Annotated in this window: 15 protein-coding genes; 9 read left to right on the top strand and 6 right to left on the bottom strand. The window is 62.9% G+C overall.

What is annotated here, in order from left to right:
* Positions 1 to 8: 8 nt before the first annotated feature.
* From NKJ90_RS00780 to NKJ90_RS00820, 9 genes are all read left to right on the top strand, one after another.
* Complete coding sequence (locus NKJ90_RS00780; RefSeq protein ID WP_023759719.1) at positions 9 to 1,520, top strand: aldehyde dehydrogenase family protein; 1,512 nt, start codon at positions 9 to 11, stop codon at positions 1,518 to 1,520.
* Between the two features lie 58 nt (positions 1,521 to 1,578).
* Positions 1,579 to 2,832, top strand: a complete 1,254-nt coding sequence (locus tag NKJ90_RS00785) for an ABC transporter substrate-binding protein (RefSeq protein WP_031260305.1) — start codon at positions 1,579 to 1,581, stop codon at positions 2,830 to 2,832.
* A gap of 89 nt (positions 2,833 to 2,921) precedes the next feature.
* On the top strand, positions 2,922 to 3,878 hold the full coding sequence (locus tag NKJ90_RS00790; RefSeq protein ID WP_023759717.1) for a carbohydrate ABC transporter permease: 957 nt from the start codon (positions 2,922 to 2,924) through the stop codon (positions 3,876 to 3,878).
* Complete coding sequence (locus tag NKJ90_RS00795) at positions 3,875 to 4,819, top strand: carbohydrate ABC transporter permease (protein ID WP_352485532.1); 945 nt, start codon at positions 3,875 to 3,877, stop codon at positions 4,817 to 4,819. The genes NKJ90_RS00790 and NKJ90_RS00795 overlap by 4 nt, the downstream gene beginning before the upstream one ends.
* Before the next feature lie 4 nt (positions 4,820 to 4,823).
* Positions 4,824 to 5,939 carry an ABC transporter ATP-binding protein gene (locus NKJ90_RS00800; protein ID WP_352485534.1) on the top strand — a complete coding sequence of 372 codons (1,116 nt, stop codon included), beginning with the start codon at positions 4,824 to 4,826 and terminating at the stop codon, positions 5,937 to 5,939.
* A gap of 5 nt (positions 5,940 to 5,944) precedes the next feature.
* The gene (locus NKJ90_RS00805) at positions 5,945 to 7,447 is read left to right on the top strand and encodes a GMC oxidoreductase (RefSeq protein WP_023759714.1); all 1,503 of its coding nucleotides are present in this window, start codon (positions 5,945 to 5,947) and stop codon (positions 7,445 to 7,447) included.
* Complete coding sequence (locus NKJ90_RS00810) at positions 7,444 to 8,205, top strand: 3-ketoacyl-ACP reductase (protein ID WP_023759713.1); 762 nt, start codon at positions 7,444 to 7,446, stop codon at positions 8,203 to 8,205. The genes NKJ90_RS00805 and NKJ90_RS00810 overlap by 4 nt, the downstream gene beginning before the upstream one ends.
* 12 nt (positions 8,206 to 8,217) lie before the next feature.
* Positions 8,218 to 9,846, top strand: a complete 1,629-nt coding sequence (locus tag NKJ90_RS00815; protein WP_352485535.1) for a GMC family oxidoreductase — start codon at positions 8,218 to 8,220, stop codon at positions 9,844 to 9,846.
* A 71-nt stretch (positions 9,847 to 9,917) separates the two neighbouring features.
* Complete coding sequence (locus NKJ90_RS00820) at positions 9,918 to 10,232, top strand: Dabb family protein (RefSeq protein ID WP_023759712.1); 315 nt, start codon at positions 9,918 to 9,920, stop codon at positions 10,230 to 10,232.
* A 103-nt stretch (positions 10,233 to 10,335) separates the two neighbouring features.
* On the opposite strand, the gene NKJ90_RS00825 is transcribed toward NKJ90_RS00820, so the two are convergent.
* The 6 genes from NKJ90_RS00825 to NKJ90_RS00850 form a co-directional block, all read right to left on the bottom strand.
* Positions 10,336 to 11,181 carry an EamA family transporter gene (locus tag NKJ90_RS00825; RefSeq protein WP_352485536.1) on the bottom strand — a complete coding sequence of 282 codons (846 nt, stop codon included), beginning with the start codon at positions 11,179 to 11,181 and terminating at the stop codon, positions 10,336 to 10,338.
* Positions 11,178 to 12,080, bottom strand: a complete 903-nt coding sequence (locus NKJ90_RS00830; RefSeq protein ID WP_023759710.1) for an endonuclease/exonuclease/phosphatase family protein — start codon at positions 12,078 to 12,080, stop codon at positions 11,178 to 11,180. The genes NKJ90_RS00825 and NKJ90_RS00830 overlap by 4 nt, the downstream gene beginning before the upstream one ends.
* A 190-nt stretch (positions 12,081 to 12,270) precedes the next feature.
* Complete coding sequence (locus NKJ90_RS00835) at positions 12,271 to 13,821, bottom strand: cation:proton antiporter (RefSeq protein WP_023759709.1); 1,551 nt, start codon at positions 13,819 to 13,821, stop codon at positions 12,271 to 12,273.
* 256 nt (positions 13,822 to 14,077) lie between these two features.
* The gene (locus NKJ90_RS00840) at positions 14,078 to 15,142 is read right to left on the bottom strand and encodes an ABC transporter ATP-binding protein (protein ID WP_023759708.1); all 1,065 of its coding nucleotides are present in this window, start codon (positions 15,140 to 15,142) and stop codon (positions 14,078 to 14,080) included.
* Between the two features lie 11 nt (positions 15,143 to 15,153).
* Positions 15,154 to 15,945, bottom strand: a complete 792-nt coding sequence (locus NKJ90_RS00845) for an ABC transporter permease (protein ID WP_023759707.1) — start codon at positions 15,943 to 15,945, stop codon at positions 15,154 to 15,156.
* Positions 15,942 to 16,856 (bottom strand): ABC transporter permease, encoded by a 915-nt coding sequence (locus tag NKJ90_RS00850; protein WP_023759706.1) that lies wholly within the window; start codon positions 16,854 to 16,856, stop codon positions 15,942 to 15,944. The genes NKJ90_RS00845 and NKJ90_RS00850 overlap by 4 nt, the downstream gene beginning before the upstream one ends.
* Positions 16,857 to 16,883 lie beyond the last annotated feature (27 nt).

Consider the following 16,883-nt stretch of genomic DNA (forward strand, 5'->3'; position numbering starts at 1 on the left):
GGAACCACATGAACGCACCTCTCAAGATTTCCATGCCGGTCGAGGCGTCCGCGGCGCCAAAGGCGTACAAGCTGCTGATCGACGGCAAGCATGTCGATGCCCGCGACGGCCGCACGATTGCGCGCCAGAGCCCCGGCCACGGCTTCACCGTCTCGCACTATGCGCAGGCCGGCGAGGCCGAAGTGGAAGCCGCTGTGCAGGCTGCGCACAAAGCTTTCGAAACGGGCCCATGGCCGCGCATGAAGGCTGCTGAACGTGCCGCGATCCTGCTCAAGGCGGCCGACTTGATCGAGGCGCGGCTCGAAGACATCGCCCGGCTCGACGCGCTGGAATCCGGCAAGCCGATTGCTCAGGCGCGCGGCGAGATCGGCGGCGCCGTCGACATCTGGCGCTACGCCGCCTCGCTCGCCCGCACGCTGCATGGCGAATCCTACGCCAATCTCGGCGATACGATGCTGGGTGTCGTGTTGCGCGAGCCGATCGGCGTCGTCTCGATCATCACGCCCTGGAATTTCCCCTTCCTGATCGTCAGCCAGAAACTGCCCTTCGCGCTCGCCGCCGGCTGTACGGCGGTGGTCAAGCCGAGCGAAATGACCTCGGCTTCCACCTTCGTGCTCGGCGACATCCTGATGCAGGCCGGCCTTCCTGCCGGCGTCGTCAACATCCTCGCAGGACTCGGCGCCGATGTCGGCGCCCCGATGGTCAGCCATCCGCTGGTCGAGATGGTGTCGTTCACCGGTTCGACCCGCGTCGGCAGGATGACGATGGCCTCGGCCGCGCAGTCGCTGAAGAAAGTCTCGATGGAACTCGGTGGCAAGAACGGCCAGATCGTTTTCCCCGACGCCGACCTCAAGGCGGCCGCCGACGCGGCGGTGTTCGGCGGCTTCTTCAATGCCGGCGAATGCTGCAATGCCGGCAGCCGGCTGATCGTGCACGAGGCGATCGCCGACGATTTTCTCGACGCCGTCAAGGCGCTCACCGCTAGGGTGACGGTCGGCGATCCGCTCGATGACAAGACCAAGGTCGGCGCGATGATTTCATCCGACCATTTGGCCAAGGTCGCCGGTTACGTGGCAGCAGCCGCGGCCGAAGGCAGCAGCGTCTACAGCGGCGGCAATCAGCTGGCCTCCAATGCCGGCCAATACCTCGATCCCACCATCATCCGCGGCGTCACCGAGGATATGGCCATTGCTCGCGAGGAAGTGTTCGGCCCGGTGCTCTCGGTGCTGACTTTTGGATCGATTGAAAAGGCGTTGCACATCGCCAACGACACGCCCTATGGTTTGTCGGCGGGCGTGTGGAGCGCCAGCATCGACACTTGCATGTCGATAGCGCGTGGGGTGCGTTCGGGGACCGTCTGGGTGAACACATTCATGGAAGGTTATCCCGAGCTGCCTTTCGGAGGCTACAAGCAGTCCGGTCTCGGACGCGAACTCGGCAAACGCGCCGTCGAGGACTATACCGAGGAAAAGACAATCCAGTTTCATCGCGGCCAACGCACCGGATGGTGGGTCGGCTGAGTTGAGAAGAACCCGGTGGGCCTCCACCGGTCGTGTAATGAAACAAGGGAGGAAGTACATGTTGCGCAAACTGCTTATCGGAACGGCTCTCGCATCGGGTCTGGCTTTCGCGGCCCATGCCGCGGACGTCAAGGAAGTCCAGATGCTGCATTGGTGGACGTCGGGCGGCGAAGCGGCTGCTCTCAACGTCCTAAAGGGCGACCTGGCCAAGGAAGGCTATGCCTGGAAAGACGTGCCGGTGGCCGGTGGTGGCGGCGACGCTGCCATGACCGCGCTGAAGGCGATGGTCGCGGCCGGCAATTACCCGACTGCCTCGCAGATGCTCGGCTACACCGTGCTCGATTATGCGGCGGCCGGCGTCATGGGCGATCTGACCGAGACGGCGAAGAAGGAAGGCTGGGACAAGTCCGTTCCGGCAGCCCTGCAGAAGTTCTCGGTCTACGAAGGCAAATGGGTCGCGGCTCCGGTCAATGTCCACTCGGTCAACTGGCTGTGGATCAACAAGGCCGTCATGGACAAGATCGGCGGCACCGAGCCGAAGACCTTCGACGACTTCGTTGCCCTGCTTGACAAGGCCAAAGCAGCAGGCGTGATCCCGCTCGCTCTCGGCGGCCAGAACTGGCAGGAAGCCACCATGTTCGACTCGGTCGTGCTGTCGACCGGCGGACCTGAGTTCTACAAGAAGGCCTTCAACGATCTCGACGACGCTTCGCTCAAGTCCGACACGATGAAGAAGTCGTTCGACAACCTCGCCAAGCTCGTCACCTATGTCGACCCGAACTTCTCGGGCCGCGACTGGAACCTTGCCACCGCCATGGTCATCAAGGGCGATGCCCTCGTGCAGGTCATGGGCGACTGGGCCAAGGGTGAGTTCCACGCCGCCAACAAGACCCCGGGCACGGACTTCCTGTGCTACCGCTTCCCGGGCACCGACGGCTCGGTGATCTACAACTCCGACATGTTCGGCATGTTCAACGTTCCGGACGACCGCAAGGCCGCCCAGATCGCATTGGCCACCGCTACCCTGTCGAAGAGCTTCCAGTCGGCCTTCAACGTCGTCAAGGGTTCGGTTCCGGCTCGTACCGACGTTCCGGACACCGACTTCGACGCTTGCGGCAAGAAGGGCATCGCCGACCTGAAGGCTGCCAACGAAGGCGGCACGCTGTTCGGTTCGCTGGCCCAGGGCTATGGCGCGCCTCCAGCGGTCGCCAATGCCTATAAGGATGTCGTCTCCAAGTTCGTCCATGGTCAGATCAAGACCTCGGACGAGGCCGTGACCGAACTGGTCAAGGCCATCGACGACGCCAAGTAAGCGCCACACAAGAAAAGGCCTTCCCTGCTCCGGTGGGGAAGGCTCCGATCCGCGAAGCCGGTTGGTCGCGCGTCGACGGGAGGAGCCTCATGAGCACGGTAGCGACAAGCCAGATCAAGCTGACGCCGGAGCACGCACGCCCGCGCGCCTCGGTGCGCTCGCGCCTGCAGGACGCCTTGCCCAAGATCGTGCTGGCACCGAGCTTCGCCATCACCATCGTCTTCGTCTACGGCTTCATCCTGTGGACGATCTATCTGTCCTTCACCAATTCCAAGACCTTCCCGTCCTATGCCATCACCGGCTCGCGCGCTTATCAGCGGCTGTGGGGCTGGACCTTCGACACCGACCCGCCATCGAGCTGGTACACGTCGATCACCAACATGGGCATTTTCGGTTTTCTCTACATCTTCATCTGCCTGGCGCTCGGCCTGTTCCTGGCCATCCTGCTCGACCAGAAGATCCGCGGCGAAGGCGTGCTGCGGCCGATTTATCTCTACCCGATGGCGCTGTCCTTCATCGTCACCGGGGTTGCCTGGAAATGGTTCCTCGATCCCGGCCTCGGCCTCGAGCAGACCTTGCATCAATGGGGTTGGACGAGCTTCCATTTCGACTGGATCAAGAACAAGGATTTCGTCATCTACACGGTGGTCATCGCCGGTGTCTGGCAGGCCTCGGGCTTCATCATGGCGATGTTCCTGGCCGGTCTGCGCGGCATCGACGGCGAGATCATGAAGGCGGCGCAGATCGATGGCGCCACCACCTTCCAGCTCTATCGCCGCATCGTCATCCCGCTGCTGCGGCCGATCTTCCTGTCGGCCTTCATCGTGCTCGCGCACCTCGCCATCAAGTCCTACGATCTGGTGGTGGCGCTGACCAGCGGCGGCCCCGGCGGCTCGGCCTGGCTGCCGTCCAACTTCATGTATGAGTACACCTTCAAGCGCAACGAGATGGCCGTCGGCTCGGCCAGCGCCGTGATCATGCTGATGACCATCATCGCCATCATCGTGCCCTATCTCTATTCGGAACTCAGGGAGAAGCCGCGATGAGCGCCGTCACCACTCCCGCCCGTCAGGCCTCAGGCGGCGTCAACGTCAAGCTCATCAACCGCGTCGTCATCTACGGGCTCTTGGCGCTGTTTGCGCTGTTCTACCTGATGCCGCTGTTCGTCATGCTGGTGACCTCGTTCAAGACCATGGAAGAGATCCAGAACGGCAACATGCTGGCGCTGCCGCAAGCGCCGACCTTCGACCCATGGATAAAGGCGTGGAGCGAAGTTTGCTCGGGCCTGACCTGCGTCGGAATGAAGGGCTATTTCTGGAACTCGATCAAGATGGTGGTTCCGGCAGTCATCATCTCGACCCTGCTCGGCGCGCTCAACGGCTATGTGCTGACAAAATGGCGCTTTCGCGGGGCGACGCTGGTGTTCGGGCTGATGCTGTTTGCCTGCTTCATCCCGTTCCAGTCGGTGCTGTTGCCGATGGCGACCATCCTTGGCAGCATCGGCCGTTTCGGCGTGACTTTGCAGAATGCGACCGGAACGAGCTTCGGCCTCGGTAATTCGACAGTCAACCTTGTCTTCGTCCACGTCGTCTACGGCATCGGCTTCACCACGCTGTTCTTCCGCAACTACTACGAGACGTTCCCAACCGAACTGGTCAAGGCGGCGCAGGTCGACGGGGCAAGCTTCTTCCAGATCTTCCGGCGCATCATGCTGCCCAACTCACTGCCGATCATCGTGGTGACGGTGATCTACCAGTTCACCAACATCTGGAACGACTTCCTGTTCGCCTCCGCCTATGCCGGCTCCGGCGACGTAATGCCGATGACGGTGGCGCTCAACAACGTCGTCAACACCTCGACAGGCGTCGTCGAATACAACGTCAACATGGCGGCCGCGATGATCGCCGCGCTGCCCATCCTTCTCGTCTATGTGCTCGCCGGCCGCTATTTCGTGCGCGGTCTGATGGCTGGCGCCGTCAAAGGATAATCTGATGGCTTTTCTGGAAATTGATGGTCTGCGAAAGCGCTTCGGCCAGGTCGAAATCCTCAAGGGGATAGATGTCGAGCTCGAGAAAGGCGGCTTTCTGGTGCTGGTCGGCCCGTCCGGCTGCGGCAAGTCCACGCTGCTCAACACCATCGCCGGGCTGGAGACGATCACCTCGGGCGAAATCCGCGTCGATGGCCGCCAGATCAACGATCTGCATCCCTCCAAGCGCGACATCGCCATGGTGTTCCAGAGCTACGCGCTCTACCCGAACATGACGGTGGCCGGAAACATCTCGTTTGGCATGGAGATGCGCGGCGTGCCGACGGCGGAGCGCCAGAAGGCGATCGACAAGGTAGCCAAGGTGCTGCAGATCGGTCACCTGCTGCAGCGCAAGCCGAGCCAGCTTTCCGGCGGCCAACGCCAGCGCGTCGCCATGGGCCGGGCCCTGGTGCGTGACCCCAAACTGTTCCTGTTCGATGAACCCTTGTCCAACCTCGACGCCAAGCTTCGCGTCGACATGCGCATCGAGATCAAGCGCCTGCACGCCACCACCGGCACCACCATCGTCTACGTCACCCACGACCAGATCGAGGCGATGACGCTGGCGACCAAGATCGCTGTCATGCGCGACGGCGAGGTACAGCAGTTCGGCACCCCGGCCGAAATCTACAACAACCCGACCAATCTCTTCGTCGCCGATTTCATGGGGTCGCCGGCAATGAACCTGATCCCGGCGACGATCGGCACCAACGGCAACGCGCTGTCCGTCGTGCTCCAGCGCGAGGCGCGCGCGCCGATCAATCTGACGATGGCCAATGCACCGGCCGGCCTGTCGGCATTCCAGGGCAAGCCGATCATCTTCGGCGTCCGCCCTGAAGCGCTGACCGATCCGGAAGGCGCCGAACGCAACGCCTCGAACATCGCCACGGCCGACTGCCATATCGAGGTCGTCGAACCGGCCGGCTCCGATACCTTCGCCGTCACCAATCTCGGAGGCAAGGGCGTGGTGGCGCGGCTGCGTGCCGACGCCAACATCCAGCCGGGCACCAACACGCCGCTCGCCTTCAACCTGACAAAGGCAGTGTTCTTCGATCCGGCGACCGAGAGCCGCATTCGCTGACGGCCATGACAAATCCGGACATCGTCATCATCGGCTCCGGCATAGGCGGCGCAACGATCGCCTCAGGCCTTGCCGGCAGCGGCGCCTCGATCCTGATGCTGGAGCGCGGTGTGCCGTTGCCGGCGACGCCGCATGCGCGTGACACGCGTTCGATCTTCGTCGACGGCCACTACCGGCCGAAGGAGATGTGGCGTGAGGCCGGAGGAGCTGCCTTCAATCCCGGCAACTACTACTATGTCGGCGGCAATTCGAAATTCTATGGCGCAGTGCTGATCCGCTACCGCAAGGAAGACTTTGCCGCGATGGAGCATTTCGGCGGCGTTTCGCCGGCCTGGCCGTTTTCCTACGAGGAGTTCGAGCCCTGGTATTCGACAGCCGAACAGCTGTTTCGCGTGCGCGGTGCGCTGGGTGAAGACCCGACAGAGCCTTTCCACTCGATCCCGTATGCCTACAAGCCAGTGCCCGACGAGGCACCGATCGCCCGCGCCCGCGCCGAACTCAAGAGCCTCGGCCTGCATCCGGCCTCGCTGCCGCTCGGCGTCGACATCGACAGCTGGCTGAAGGATGGCAGGACCGGTTGGGACGCGTTTCCCAATACCGGTCAGGGCAAGATCGACGCGGAGACCGGACCGCTGACTGCAGCACTCAAGGACAGCAACATCCGGCTCGAGACCAGCTGCTATGTCGAGTACCTAGAAGCGTCACCCGACGGCAAAAGCATCGCCGCCGTCCACTATCGCCAGAATGGCGAGGCGAAGAAGGTCACGCCGAAGCTGGTCATCCTCTCCGCCGGCGCGGTCAATTCCGCCGTCATCCTGCTGCGCTCGCCCTCGCCAGACGGCAAAGGCCTCGCCAACCGCTCCGACCAGGTCGGCCGCAATTTCATGAATCACAATTCGAGCGCCATGCTGGCGATCGACCCGCGCCGCCGCAACGATGCCGTCTACCAGAAAACGCTGATGCTGAACGACTATTATCTGTCCGACGGCAAGGGCGGCAAGCCACTCGGCAATGTCCAGCTTCTCGGCAAGATCGACGGCAACATGCTGAAGGCCAATATAAGGTTCGCGCCGAAATTCGCGCTCGACTTCATGGCCGGTCATGCGGTCGACTGGTACCTGATGTGCGAAGACCTGCCCGATCCCGAAAGCCGCATCATGGTCGACGGCAACGACATCGTCATGCAGTGGCGGCGTTCCAACATTCAGTCACTCGATGGATTGACCAAGGTGATGCGCGAAAACTTCCGCGCTTGCGGCTATCCAATTGTTCTGTCGCGGCCTTTCGACAAGCGCACCCCCTCGCACCAGTGCGGTACGGTGAAGATGGGCGACGATCCGGCGACCGCACCGCTCGACCCCTTCTGCCGGTCGTTCGACCACAGGAACCTGTTCGTCGTCGATGCCAGCTTCCTGCCCAACTCGGCTGCCGTGAACCCGGCCCTGTCGATCGCGGCTCAAGCGCTGCGGGTGGCTGATCATATCCGCAAGATGGAGTTGACCGCATGACCCGCCCGGCGGCCATCGTCACCGGCGGCGCGCGCGGCATCGGCCTTGCCTGCGCCGGGGCGCTCGCCGATGCCGGCTTCGATATTCTGGTCGCCGATCTTGCCGAACAAGCGCCAGATGGTCTTGCTACTGATATCGCCGGGCGTGGCGCAAAGTTCGCCTACTCCCCTTGCGACATCGCCTATCTCGCCAGCCACACCACGCTTGTCGATGCCGCGACGCGCGCCTTCGGCCGCATCGACTGCCTGGTCAACAATGCCGGCGTCGGCGCTGCCGTGCGCGGTGACCTGCTCGACCTCAAACCGGAAAATTTCGACCGCACGCTGAACATCAATCTGCGCGGCACTGTCTTCCTCAGCCAGGCCGTCGCCAAGGCGATGCTGGCCGCACGTAGCGATCATCCGAAATCGATCATCACCATTACCTCGGTCAGTGCCGAAATGGCATCGCCCGAGCGGCCCGATTACTGCATCTCGAAGGCCGGGCTTTCGATGTGGGTAAAGAACCTGGCGCTGCGGCTGGCGCCCGAAAACATCGGCGTCTTCGAGGTGCGGCCCGGCATCATCCGCACCGACATGACATCCAACGTCGCCGCCAAATACGATGCGCTGATCGACGGAGGGCTGGTGCCCGCCAAACGCTGGGGCGAAGCCTCAGACATCGGTGCGGTGGTGGCGACGCTCGCCGGCGGCAAGCTCGGCTTTTCGACCGGCTCGATCATCAATGTCGACGGCGCGCTCTCCGTGCCGCGACTGTAAGTGGACAGTGTCATGACCGACTACATCATCGTGGGCGCCGGTCCGGCCGGCTGCGTTCTGGCCAACCGATTGAGCGAGGATCCGGGCAATTCGGTCCTGCTGCTGGAGGCCGGCGGCAAAGACTGGCATCCCTATATCCATATGCCGGCCGGCTTTGCCAAGATGACCAAGGGCATTGCCTCCTGGGGCTGGTCGACCGTACCGCAGAAGCACATGAAGGACCGCGTCTTCTGGTACACGCAGGCCAAGGTGGTCGGCGGCGGCTCGTCCATCAACGCCCAGATCTACACGCGCGGCAACGCCCGCGACTATGATGCCTGGGAGAAGGAGGAGGGCCTCGCCGGCTGGGGCTATCGCGATGTGCTGCCTTACTTCAAACGCGCCGAGAACAACCAGCGCTACGCCAACGACTTTCACGGCGACCAGGGCCCGCTTGGCGTGTCGAACCCGATTTCGCCGCTGCCGATCTGCGAGGCCTATTTTCGAGCCGGCCAGGAAATGGGCATCCCCTTCAACCCGGACTTCAATGGCGCCAGCCAGGAGGGCGTCGGCTACTACCAACTGACCCAGAAGGACGCCCGGCGCTCCTCCGCGTCGGTCGCCTATCTCAGACCGATCCGCTCCCGCAAGAACCTCACCGTCAGGACCGATGTGCTGGTGACGCGCATCGTCGTCGAGAAGGGCCGCGCCATCGGCGTCGAAATCGTCGACAGGCCAGGCGGCGAGAAGAAAATCCTGCGCGCCGAGCGCGAGGTGATCGTCTCCTCCGGCGCCATCGGCTCGCCGAAACTGTTGATGCAATCGGGCATCGGTCCGGCCGATCATCTGAAATCGGTCGGCGTCACGCCGGTGCATGACCTGCCAGGCGTCGGCTCCAACATGCAGGATCATCTCGATCTGTTCGTCATTGCCGAATGCACCGGCGACCACACCTATGACAACTACGCGAAGCTGCACCGCACGGCCTGGGCCGGCCTGCAATACCTGCTGCTAAAGAAGGGGCCGGTGGCCTCCAGCCTGTTCGAGACCGGCGGCTTCTGGTACGCCGACCCGACGGCCGCCTCGCCCGACATCCAGTTCCATCTCGGCTTGGGCTCCGGCATCGAGGCCGGCGTCGAGAAGCTGAAAAACCCGGGTGTCACCTTGAATTCGGCCTTCTTGCGGCCACGCTCGCGCGGCACGGTGCGGCTGAAAAGTGCCGATCCCGCCGACCACCCGCTGATCGATCCGAACTACTGGTCCGATCCCTATGACCGCGCCATGTCGATCAGGGGGCTGAGACTGGCGCGTGAGATCATGCGGCAGAAGGCGCTTGCCCCCTATGTGCTGCGCGAGGTGCTGCCCGGCCCATCGCTCGCCAGCGACGACGAGCTGTTCGACTACGCCTGCCGCAGTTCCAAGACCGACCATCACCCGGTCGGCACATGCCGCATGGGTCATGACGACATGGCTGTCGTAACACCGGATCTGCGTCTGCGCGGCGTCGAGGGGCTGCGCGTCTGCGACGCCTCGGTGATGCCGCGCATCCCCTCCTCCAACACCAATGCGCCGACCATCATGGTCGGCGAAAAGGGCGCCGACCTGATCCTCGGCCGCGAGCCGCTGCCGCCGGCCGTGTTTTCTGGAAACCGGGCGGCTTAGGAGCAATTCCAGGAAAAGTGTAAAACGGTTTTCCGTCCGGAATTGCTTACAACAAAGGGATAGAGCAAAAAATGATCAGGCACTGTGTGTTCGCTAGATTCCGCAACGATGTTCCCGTCGCCGAGCGCATGGCGATCCATGCCGACCTCGAGGCGCTGCGACAGGTTATCGACGGCATGGACGCAGTAAATTTCAGCGCCAATGTCAGCCCGGAGCCGTTCGCGCGCGGCTTCACCCACGGCTTCACCATCGACTTTCGCGATGCCTCCGCGCGCGACGCCTATTTGGTGCATGGGGCCCATCAGCGCGCCGGCGCAAGACTGGTCGCGGCGCTCGAAGGCGGCACGGACGGACTGATGGTCTTCGACCTTAGGATTGCTCCTTAAGACAAGATGCTCACCTTCAATCGAAAAATTGGGGCACATTTGTAGATGTGCTTAGTTTCGTCGCCCCATTGGTGAAATGGGTGATCGCGAGACGACACCTGGACTAACCGAGCCTGAGCGCAACGACACCGGCGACGATGCTGAGCGCGGCGGCACCGCGCCAGCCCGTCATCTTCTCGCCGAGCGCGAAGACCGAGATCATCATGGCAAACAGGATCGAGGTCTCGCGCAGCGACGCCACCGAGGCGATCGGCGCCTTGGTCATCGCCCACATCACGATCCAGTAGGCCGCGCCGCTGAGCACGCCGGTGAACAGTCCTGCCTTCCAGTCGCGCGCCAGCACCGGCAGCGCCTTCGGCCCACGGAAGATAAGGCACAGCACCAAGGCGCCAAAAGCATCGCAGATGAACAGCCAGGCGGCATAGCTCTGCGCCGTGGCGGCCAGCCGTGCGCCGCTGCCGTCCGACAGTGTGTAGCTGGCGATGAAAATCGAGGTGGCCAGCGCAAAGCCGACCGCGCTCAAGTTGAGCCTCTCCAGATGCGCACCGCCGCGAAACGACATCACCAGCGTGCCGGCCGACAACAGAAAGATACCCAGAATGGCAAGCGGGGCCGGAACCTCGGCGACGACGAACATGCCGCCAAGCGCCGCCAGCAGCGGTGCGGTGCCGCGCGCCAGCGGATAGGTCTGGGCGAAGTCGCCGGCCCTGTAGGCGCCGATCAGGAAAGTCCGGTAGCCCATGTGGAAAAACACGGAGGCGATGATGTAGGGCCACACTTGCGCTTTCGGCATTTCGACGAAGGGCAGCACCAGGAGGGCCGCGGCACCCATGCCCAGCGTCATCAGCGTGATCGACAGGAAGCGGTCGAGATGAACCTTGACCAGCGCGTTCCAGATCGCATGCATGGCGGCGGCCGCAAGCACTGCGAAGAAGACGAAAAGTGTCATGGGGCGAAGCCGGGTGTTTCCAGATCGATGTCGACCCGGAGCGGGAAATGGTCCGACGCAACCTCGCCGATGTCGGCGCTGATTGAACGCACGCGCCCGGCTAGCATGCCGCCGACGAAACAATGGTCGAGCCGCCGCCTTGCCACCTTGCCGTCGATGGTCTTCACATGGGTGTGGAAGTCCGGGACCGGCTCGCCGGCCACGGCAGCGGCATCGACGAAGCCGTCGAGATAAGCAGCACCGCGATGGTAGGGCGAGCTGCCGACGATGCGATGGTATTCGGCACTGCCCGGTTCCATGTTGAAATCGCCCATCCAGATCGCCGCCAGCGGGTTCTCCGGCTCCGCTTCGCCGCTGGTCCAGTTGCGCGTGGGCTCGTCGTCGACGCCGCTCCACGGCCCGCCATCGGAGGGTGCCCGGCGGTGCGCGGCCATGAGGTAATCGATCTGCTCCAGCCGCTCTTCGACCGCGATATGGGCGAGATGCAGCGAAACCATCCGCACCGGGCCCGCTGGCGTGCGGATCATGCATTCGAGTGCCGCATTGCGCGTGTTGAGTGGCCGGAGCGTACGGCGCATCGGCAGCGCATGCAGTCGCGACCAGACGATCGGCAGCTTCGACAGCACCATGGTGCCGAACTGCCGGCGCCGGTTGACCAGGCGGCCGTCGCGCCGCTCGCTGGCATCCATGTCGAAAGCTGGGCCGTAAACCCAGTGATAGCCCGACAGCAGGCGCGAAAGCAGTTCCGGCTGGTCGTCGAAATTGCTGCGCTGCCAGTGCCGCTCGACCTCCTGCAAGGCGATGATGTCGGCGCCGGCAACGATGCCTGCGGCGCGCGACAGATCATAGCGGCCGTCGCCGCCGAACCCGTACTGGATGTTGTAGCTGACCAGCTTCATTGCTTATCCGGCTCAATGTTGAATGGCAGTAGCGGTTCGGCAGATTGGTTGCAATGTACCGGGCGAGCGACGGGGCTGGGCCAGCGGCCAAAGTTTGATCTCGGAAAGTGGAACCCGGTTTTCGGAATAGATCATGCTCAAACAGGAATCAGAGCCTGCTTCATCTTGAGTCCATCGGATGGAGCAGGCTCTATGTCGTCAGCGGTTGGAACCGGCCTGGTGGCGACGCCGCCAGTTCGGTCCAATCGATCTCTTCCTCGAGGCGGTGATAGGCTTCGTCACCGATCGTGCCGTTGCGGCGCAGTTCCTCCAGCACGTCGCGCTGGCTCTTGATGGCATAGAGGCGCAAGCGGTCATATTCGGTGGCCGCCTGGGCATCGTCAGGATTTTTGGCGATCTTGCGTTGAGCGGCATATTGCTCGCGCACCGCAGCCGCCGCGTCCGATGTCTTGCGGCTCAATATGTCGAGGGCGGCCTGCATGACCAGAACGCGTGCCTGCGCAACCTCTCGGTCGACCGTTTCATCCGGGTCGAGGTCGAGCAGGCGCAGCAGCGGTTTCAAGCTCATGCCCTGGAGCACCAGCGTACCTAGCACAACCGTGAAGGCAGCGAGCACGATCGGGTCGCGGGCGGGGAATTCAGCCGGCAAGGCAAATGCCGCCGCAAGCGTCACCAGACCACGCATCCCGCACCAGCCGATGAGCATGCCGCCGCGCAACGATGGCGCGTCTCGCTGACGATCCGCATTGCCGAAACGGGCCAACCACCTGATGGCCGCGCCGCAGCCCAGCACCCAGGCCAGACGGGAAACGATGACGATGGCAAGTACGGTCCCGGCCAGCAAGAAGGCATCGGTCTGCTGCTCGCCGGCAAGCCTGCCGACAATCGAACGTGCCTGCAGGCCCATCAGCACGAAAGCCAGCACGTTGAGCACGAACACCGCCGTTTCCCACACCGAATAGGAACTGATGCGGTTTCTGGCCGGCATGCGGCGCGGCGCGGTGCGAGCGATTGTCATTGCATAGACCACGATGGTGATGATGGCAGAAAGGCCCAGCCTGTCGGCCAGGATCCAGACCCCGAATGTGCCGGCAAATTGCACCACAGTGCCGCTCGCCGGATCTTCGATACGGTCCAGTGTCATCAGAGACAGCCGGCCAAGCAGATAGCCGGCCGCAAGGCTGCCCAGGGTGGACAGCAGGATCATCGGAACGGCGCTGCTCAGCAGGATGGAGCCTGCTGCCGCCGAAACCGCCATCCGGTAAATCAGCAGCGCGGTGGCGTCGTTGAGCAGGCTCTCGCCTTGCAGGATGGCTGTGATTCGATGCGGCACCTTGAACTGGCCAAGCACGGCCGACGCCGCCACCGCATCGGGCGGCGCCACAATGGCGCCGAGGGCTATGGCCGCGGCGATCGGCAGGCCTGCCATCGTCCACCCGACCAGAGCCACGGTCGCCGTCGTGAAAAGGACAGCACCGAGTGCCAGCAGCACAAGCGGCACCTTGTAACGATTGAGGTCGCGCAAAGACGTATCATAGGCGGCATCGAGCAGCACCGGCGCGATGAACAGGGCAAGCGCCAGTTCCGGGTCGATCTCGATCGTCGGCACGCCAGGCACGAAGGCGATGCCCACCCCTGCCAGCGCCAGCAAGGAGGGATAGGGAACCTGCACGCGCCGTGACAGCGCCGTCAGCGCAACGGCGATCAACAGCAGAAGGAGTGTCAGTTCGAAGAGGGCCATGGCTTGTTTATAGCCGGTAAGCGGGATTGTCGGCAGTGGCAAAGCAGCTGGAAAACGCTTGGCCAGCAAGCTCAGGATGGCAGGCAATGTACCCCCACCAGCTTTTCTTCCACACTCTACTGGTTTCGGCGAGCGCATCGACCCAAGGTCGAAATCACTGCGCCGCCGTTGGAAGCCACGCGAATGGAAGCCCTGCCGGTTTTTCAGGCGGTGTTGCGTCCATTCATGGTGCCAGCCTGAGGGAGAGCTGTCACGCCTAGTGCAGCACCAGCATATCGCTCGACGAGAACGATATCTCGGCCTTTTCACCCACCGCGGGGGGCGGCGTTGCCGGGCTGTTGAACGTATCGAGCGAGACCGTGCTGCCGCCGATGCCGACCCGAACCCGGATCACCGATCCGAGGAAATGCACTTCGGAAATTTCTCCCGAAAGGCTGGAGTCACGGCCGGGCTGGCGGCCCAGCGAGATCGCCTCGGGCCGCAACGCCAGCGACAGCGTGTCGCCCGACTTGGAACCGTTGAGCTTGCCCTGCAGCGATATCTGTTCGGAATTGACCCGCACCGTGCCCGCAGCGGGATCGGTGACGGTTCCCTCGAGCACGTTCAGCGTGCCGACGAAATTGGCGACGAACTTGGTTGCCGGGCGGTTGTAGATCTCGAACGGCGTGCCGACCTGCTCGGCCTTGCCGCCATACATGACGGCGATGCGGTCGGAGATCGACAGCGCCTCTTCCTGGTCATGCGTGACGAAGATGGTGGTGATGCCGAGCTTCTTCTGGATCGAGCGGATTTCCTCGCGCAGCGACACGCGCACCTTGGCGTCAAGCGCCGACAGCGGCTCGTCGAGCAGCAGCAGCTTCGGCTTCGGCGCGATGGCGCGGGCCAGCGCGATGCGCTGCTGCTGGCCGCCCGAGAGCTGGTAGGGATAGCGATCTGCCATCTGCGGCAGCTTGATGATCCCGAGCATCTCGGCGACACGGGCATCGATGTCCGCCCTCGGCATGCCGACGACCTTGAGGCCGAAGCCGATATTCTGCGCCACGGTCAGGTTCGGAAACAGCGCATAGGCCTGGAACACCATGCCGACATTGCGCTGGTTGGGCTTCAGCCTTGTGATGTCCTTCCCACTGACGACAATCTTGCCGGCGCTCGGCTCCTCGAAGCCGGCGACCATCCGCAGCACGGTGGTCTTGCCGCAGCCGGACGGGCCGAGAAAGGAGACGAATTCGCCGCTCTCGACATCGAGATTGAAATCCTCCACCACCGTGGTGGCACCGAAGGATTTTCGAACGTGCTGGATGGACAGAAACGGATCGGCCATGGCTTTGACTTTCAGTTCGGACGGTTCGCCGATCTCGGCGCGAAGCGGGACAGGATCTGGATCAGCGACATGCAGCCCCAGGTAATGGCGAAGGCGATAATGGCGAGCGCTGCCGGCTCATAGGCGCGGTTGGCGCCGATATTCTGCAGATAGGGGCCGAAAGCCGGTCGATTGAGCAGGCTCGCCATGGTGAACTCGCCAATGACGATGGCGAAGGTCAGGAAGGCGCCCGACAGCACCGCGATCAGCACATTGGGCAGGATGACACGGGTGATGATCGTCCCCCAACCAGCACCAAGGATCTGTGCCGCTTCCGTTAGGGTACGCACATCGATGGTGCGAAGCCCGGTGTCGACGGCGCGATACATATAAGGCAGCGCCAGTGTCGCATAGCCGATGACCAGCAAGGCATTGGTGCCTGTATCGGTCGCCAGGAACGGCAGCGGCGAATTCGACCCGTACATTCTGATGTAGCCGAAGACGATGACGATGGCCGGGATGACCAGCGGCAGCAGCGTGATGAACTCGACGATCGGCCGCAACTGCGGCAGGCGAAGCCGGATCCAGTACGCAGCAGGCACCACGATAAGCACACCCAGAATGATGGTGAAGACGGCGGCAAGCACCGAATAGCCGAAGGTCGCCTGGAAGCGCGCATCGCCGAGCACGACCTTGTAGGCGTCGAAGGAGTACTCGCCACGCCGCATGCGCATGGAGAACTCCACGGTCGCGATCAGCGGAATGAAGAAATAGGCCGCACCCAGGGCGAAAACGAGCCAGGCCCAGAACTTTCCCGACTTCATTTCAGCCACCTCTCGGAACGGGTCCGGAACCAAATGTAGAAGACATTGGCCAGGCCGGTAATGAAGATCATGCCGAAGGCTATGGCATAGCCAAGATGGGCATTGTGCAGCACGTCACCGCGGATCTGCGCATAGAGCAGGATCGGCACGATGTTGAGCGACGAGCCAGTCAAAGCATAGGCGGTGGCTATCGCGCCGAATGCGTTGGCGAACAAAAGGATGACGGTGCCGAGAAAGCTCGGCCAGATCACCGGGATGACAACCATGCGCCAGTATTGCGCCATGGTCGCCCCAAGCGTTGCGGCGGCCTCGCCCCATTCCTTCTTCAGCCCATCGATTGCCGGTACGATGATCACCACCATCAGCGGAATCTGGAAGTAGACATAAGTCAGCGTCAGTCCCCAGAATGACAGGATGTTGAAGCCATGCGCATAGATGTTGAGACCGAACAGGGTGTTCAGGATCACCGTCGCAAGGCCGAGCCGGCCGAGCGTGGCGAGGAAGGCGAAGGCCAGCGGCACGCCGGCAAAATTGGAAGCGACCCCGGAAAAGGTCAGCGTCGCCGAGCGTATCCACTCCGGCAGGCCGCCGCGCACAATGGCGATGGCGATGGCGAGACCTGCGAAGGCGCCGATCAGCGATGAGGCGAGGCTGACCTTGATCGAAATCCAGTAGGCGGCAATGATCGAAGGCTGCGCCAGTGCGGCAATATTTTCGAAGGTGAATTCACCCGCCTCATTCTGGAACGCGCCCAGCATCAGATACAGCGTCGGCAGGATCAGGAACATTATGGCGAAGATGAAGAACGGCGCGACACCCAGCCATTGTGTGGGCAGCCGCATGCTGCGTGCTTCGGCGGGAGGCGCAGTCTTGCCGGTAACAGCGTGGTCGGACATTGAGATATCGGTCATGCGCCGGCTACCGTCTTCGAGAGAAAG

It is taken from the genome of Mesorhizobium sp. M0051, assembly GCF_040323235.1.
Taxonomy (GTDB): domain Bacteria; phylum Pseudomonadota; class Alphaproteobacteria; order Rhizobiales; family Rhizobiaceae; genus Mesorhizobium.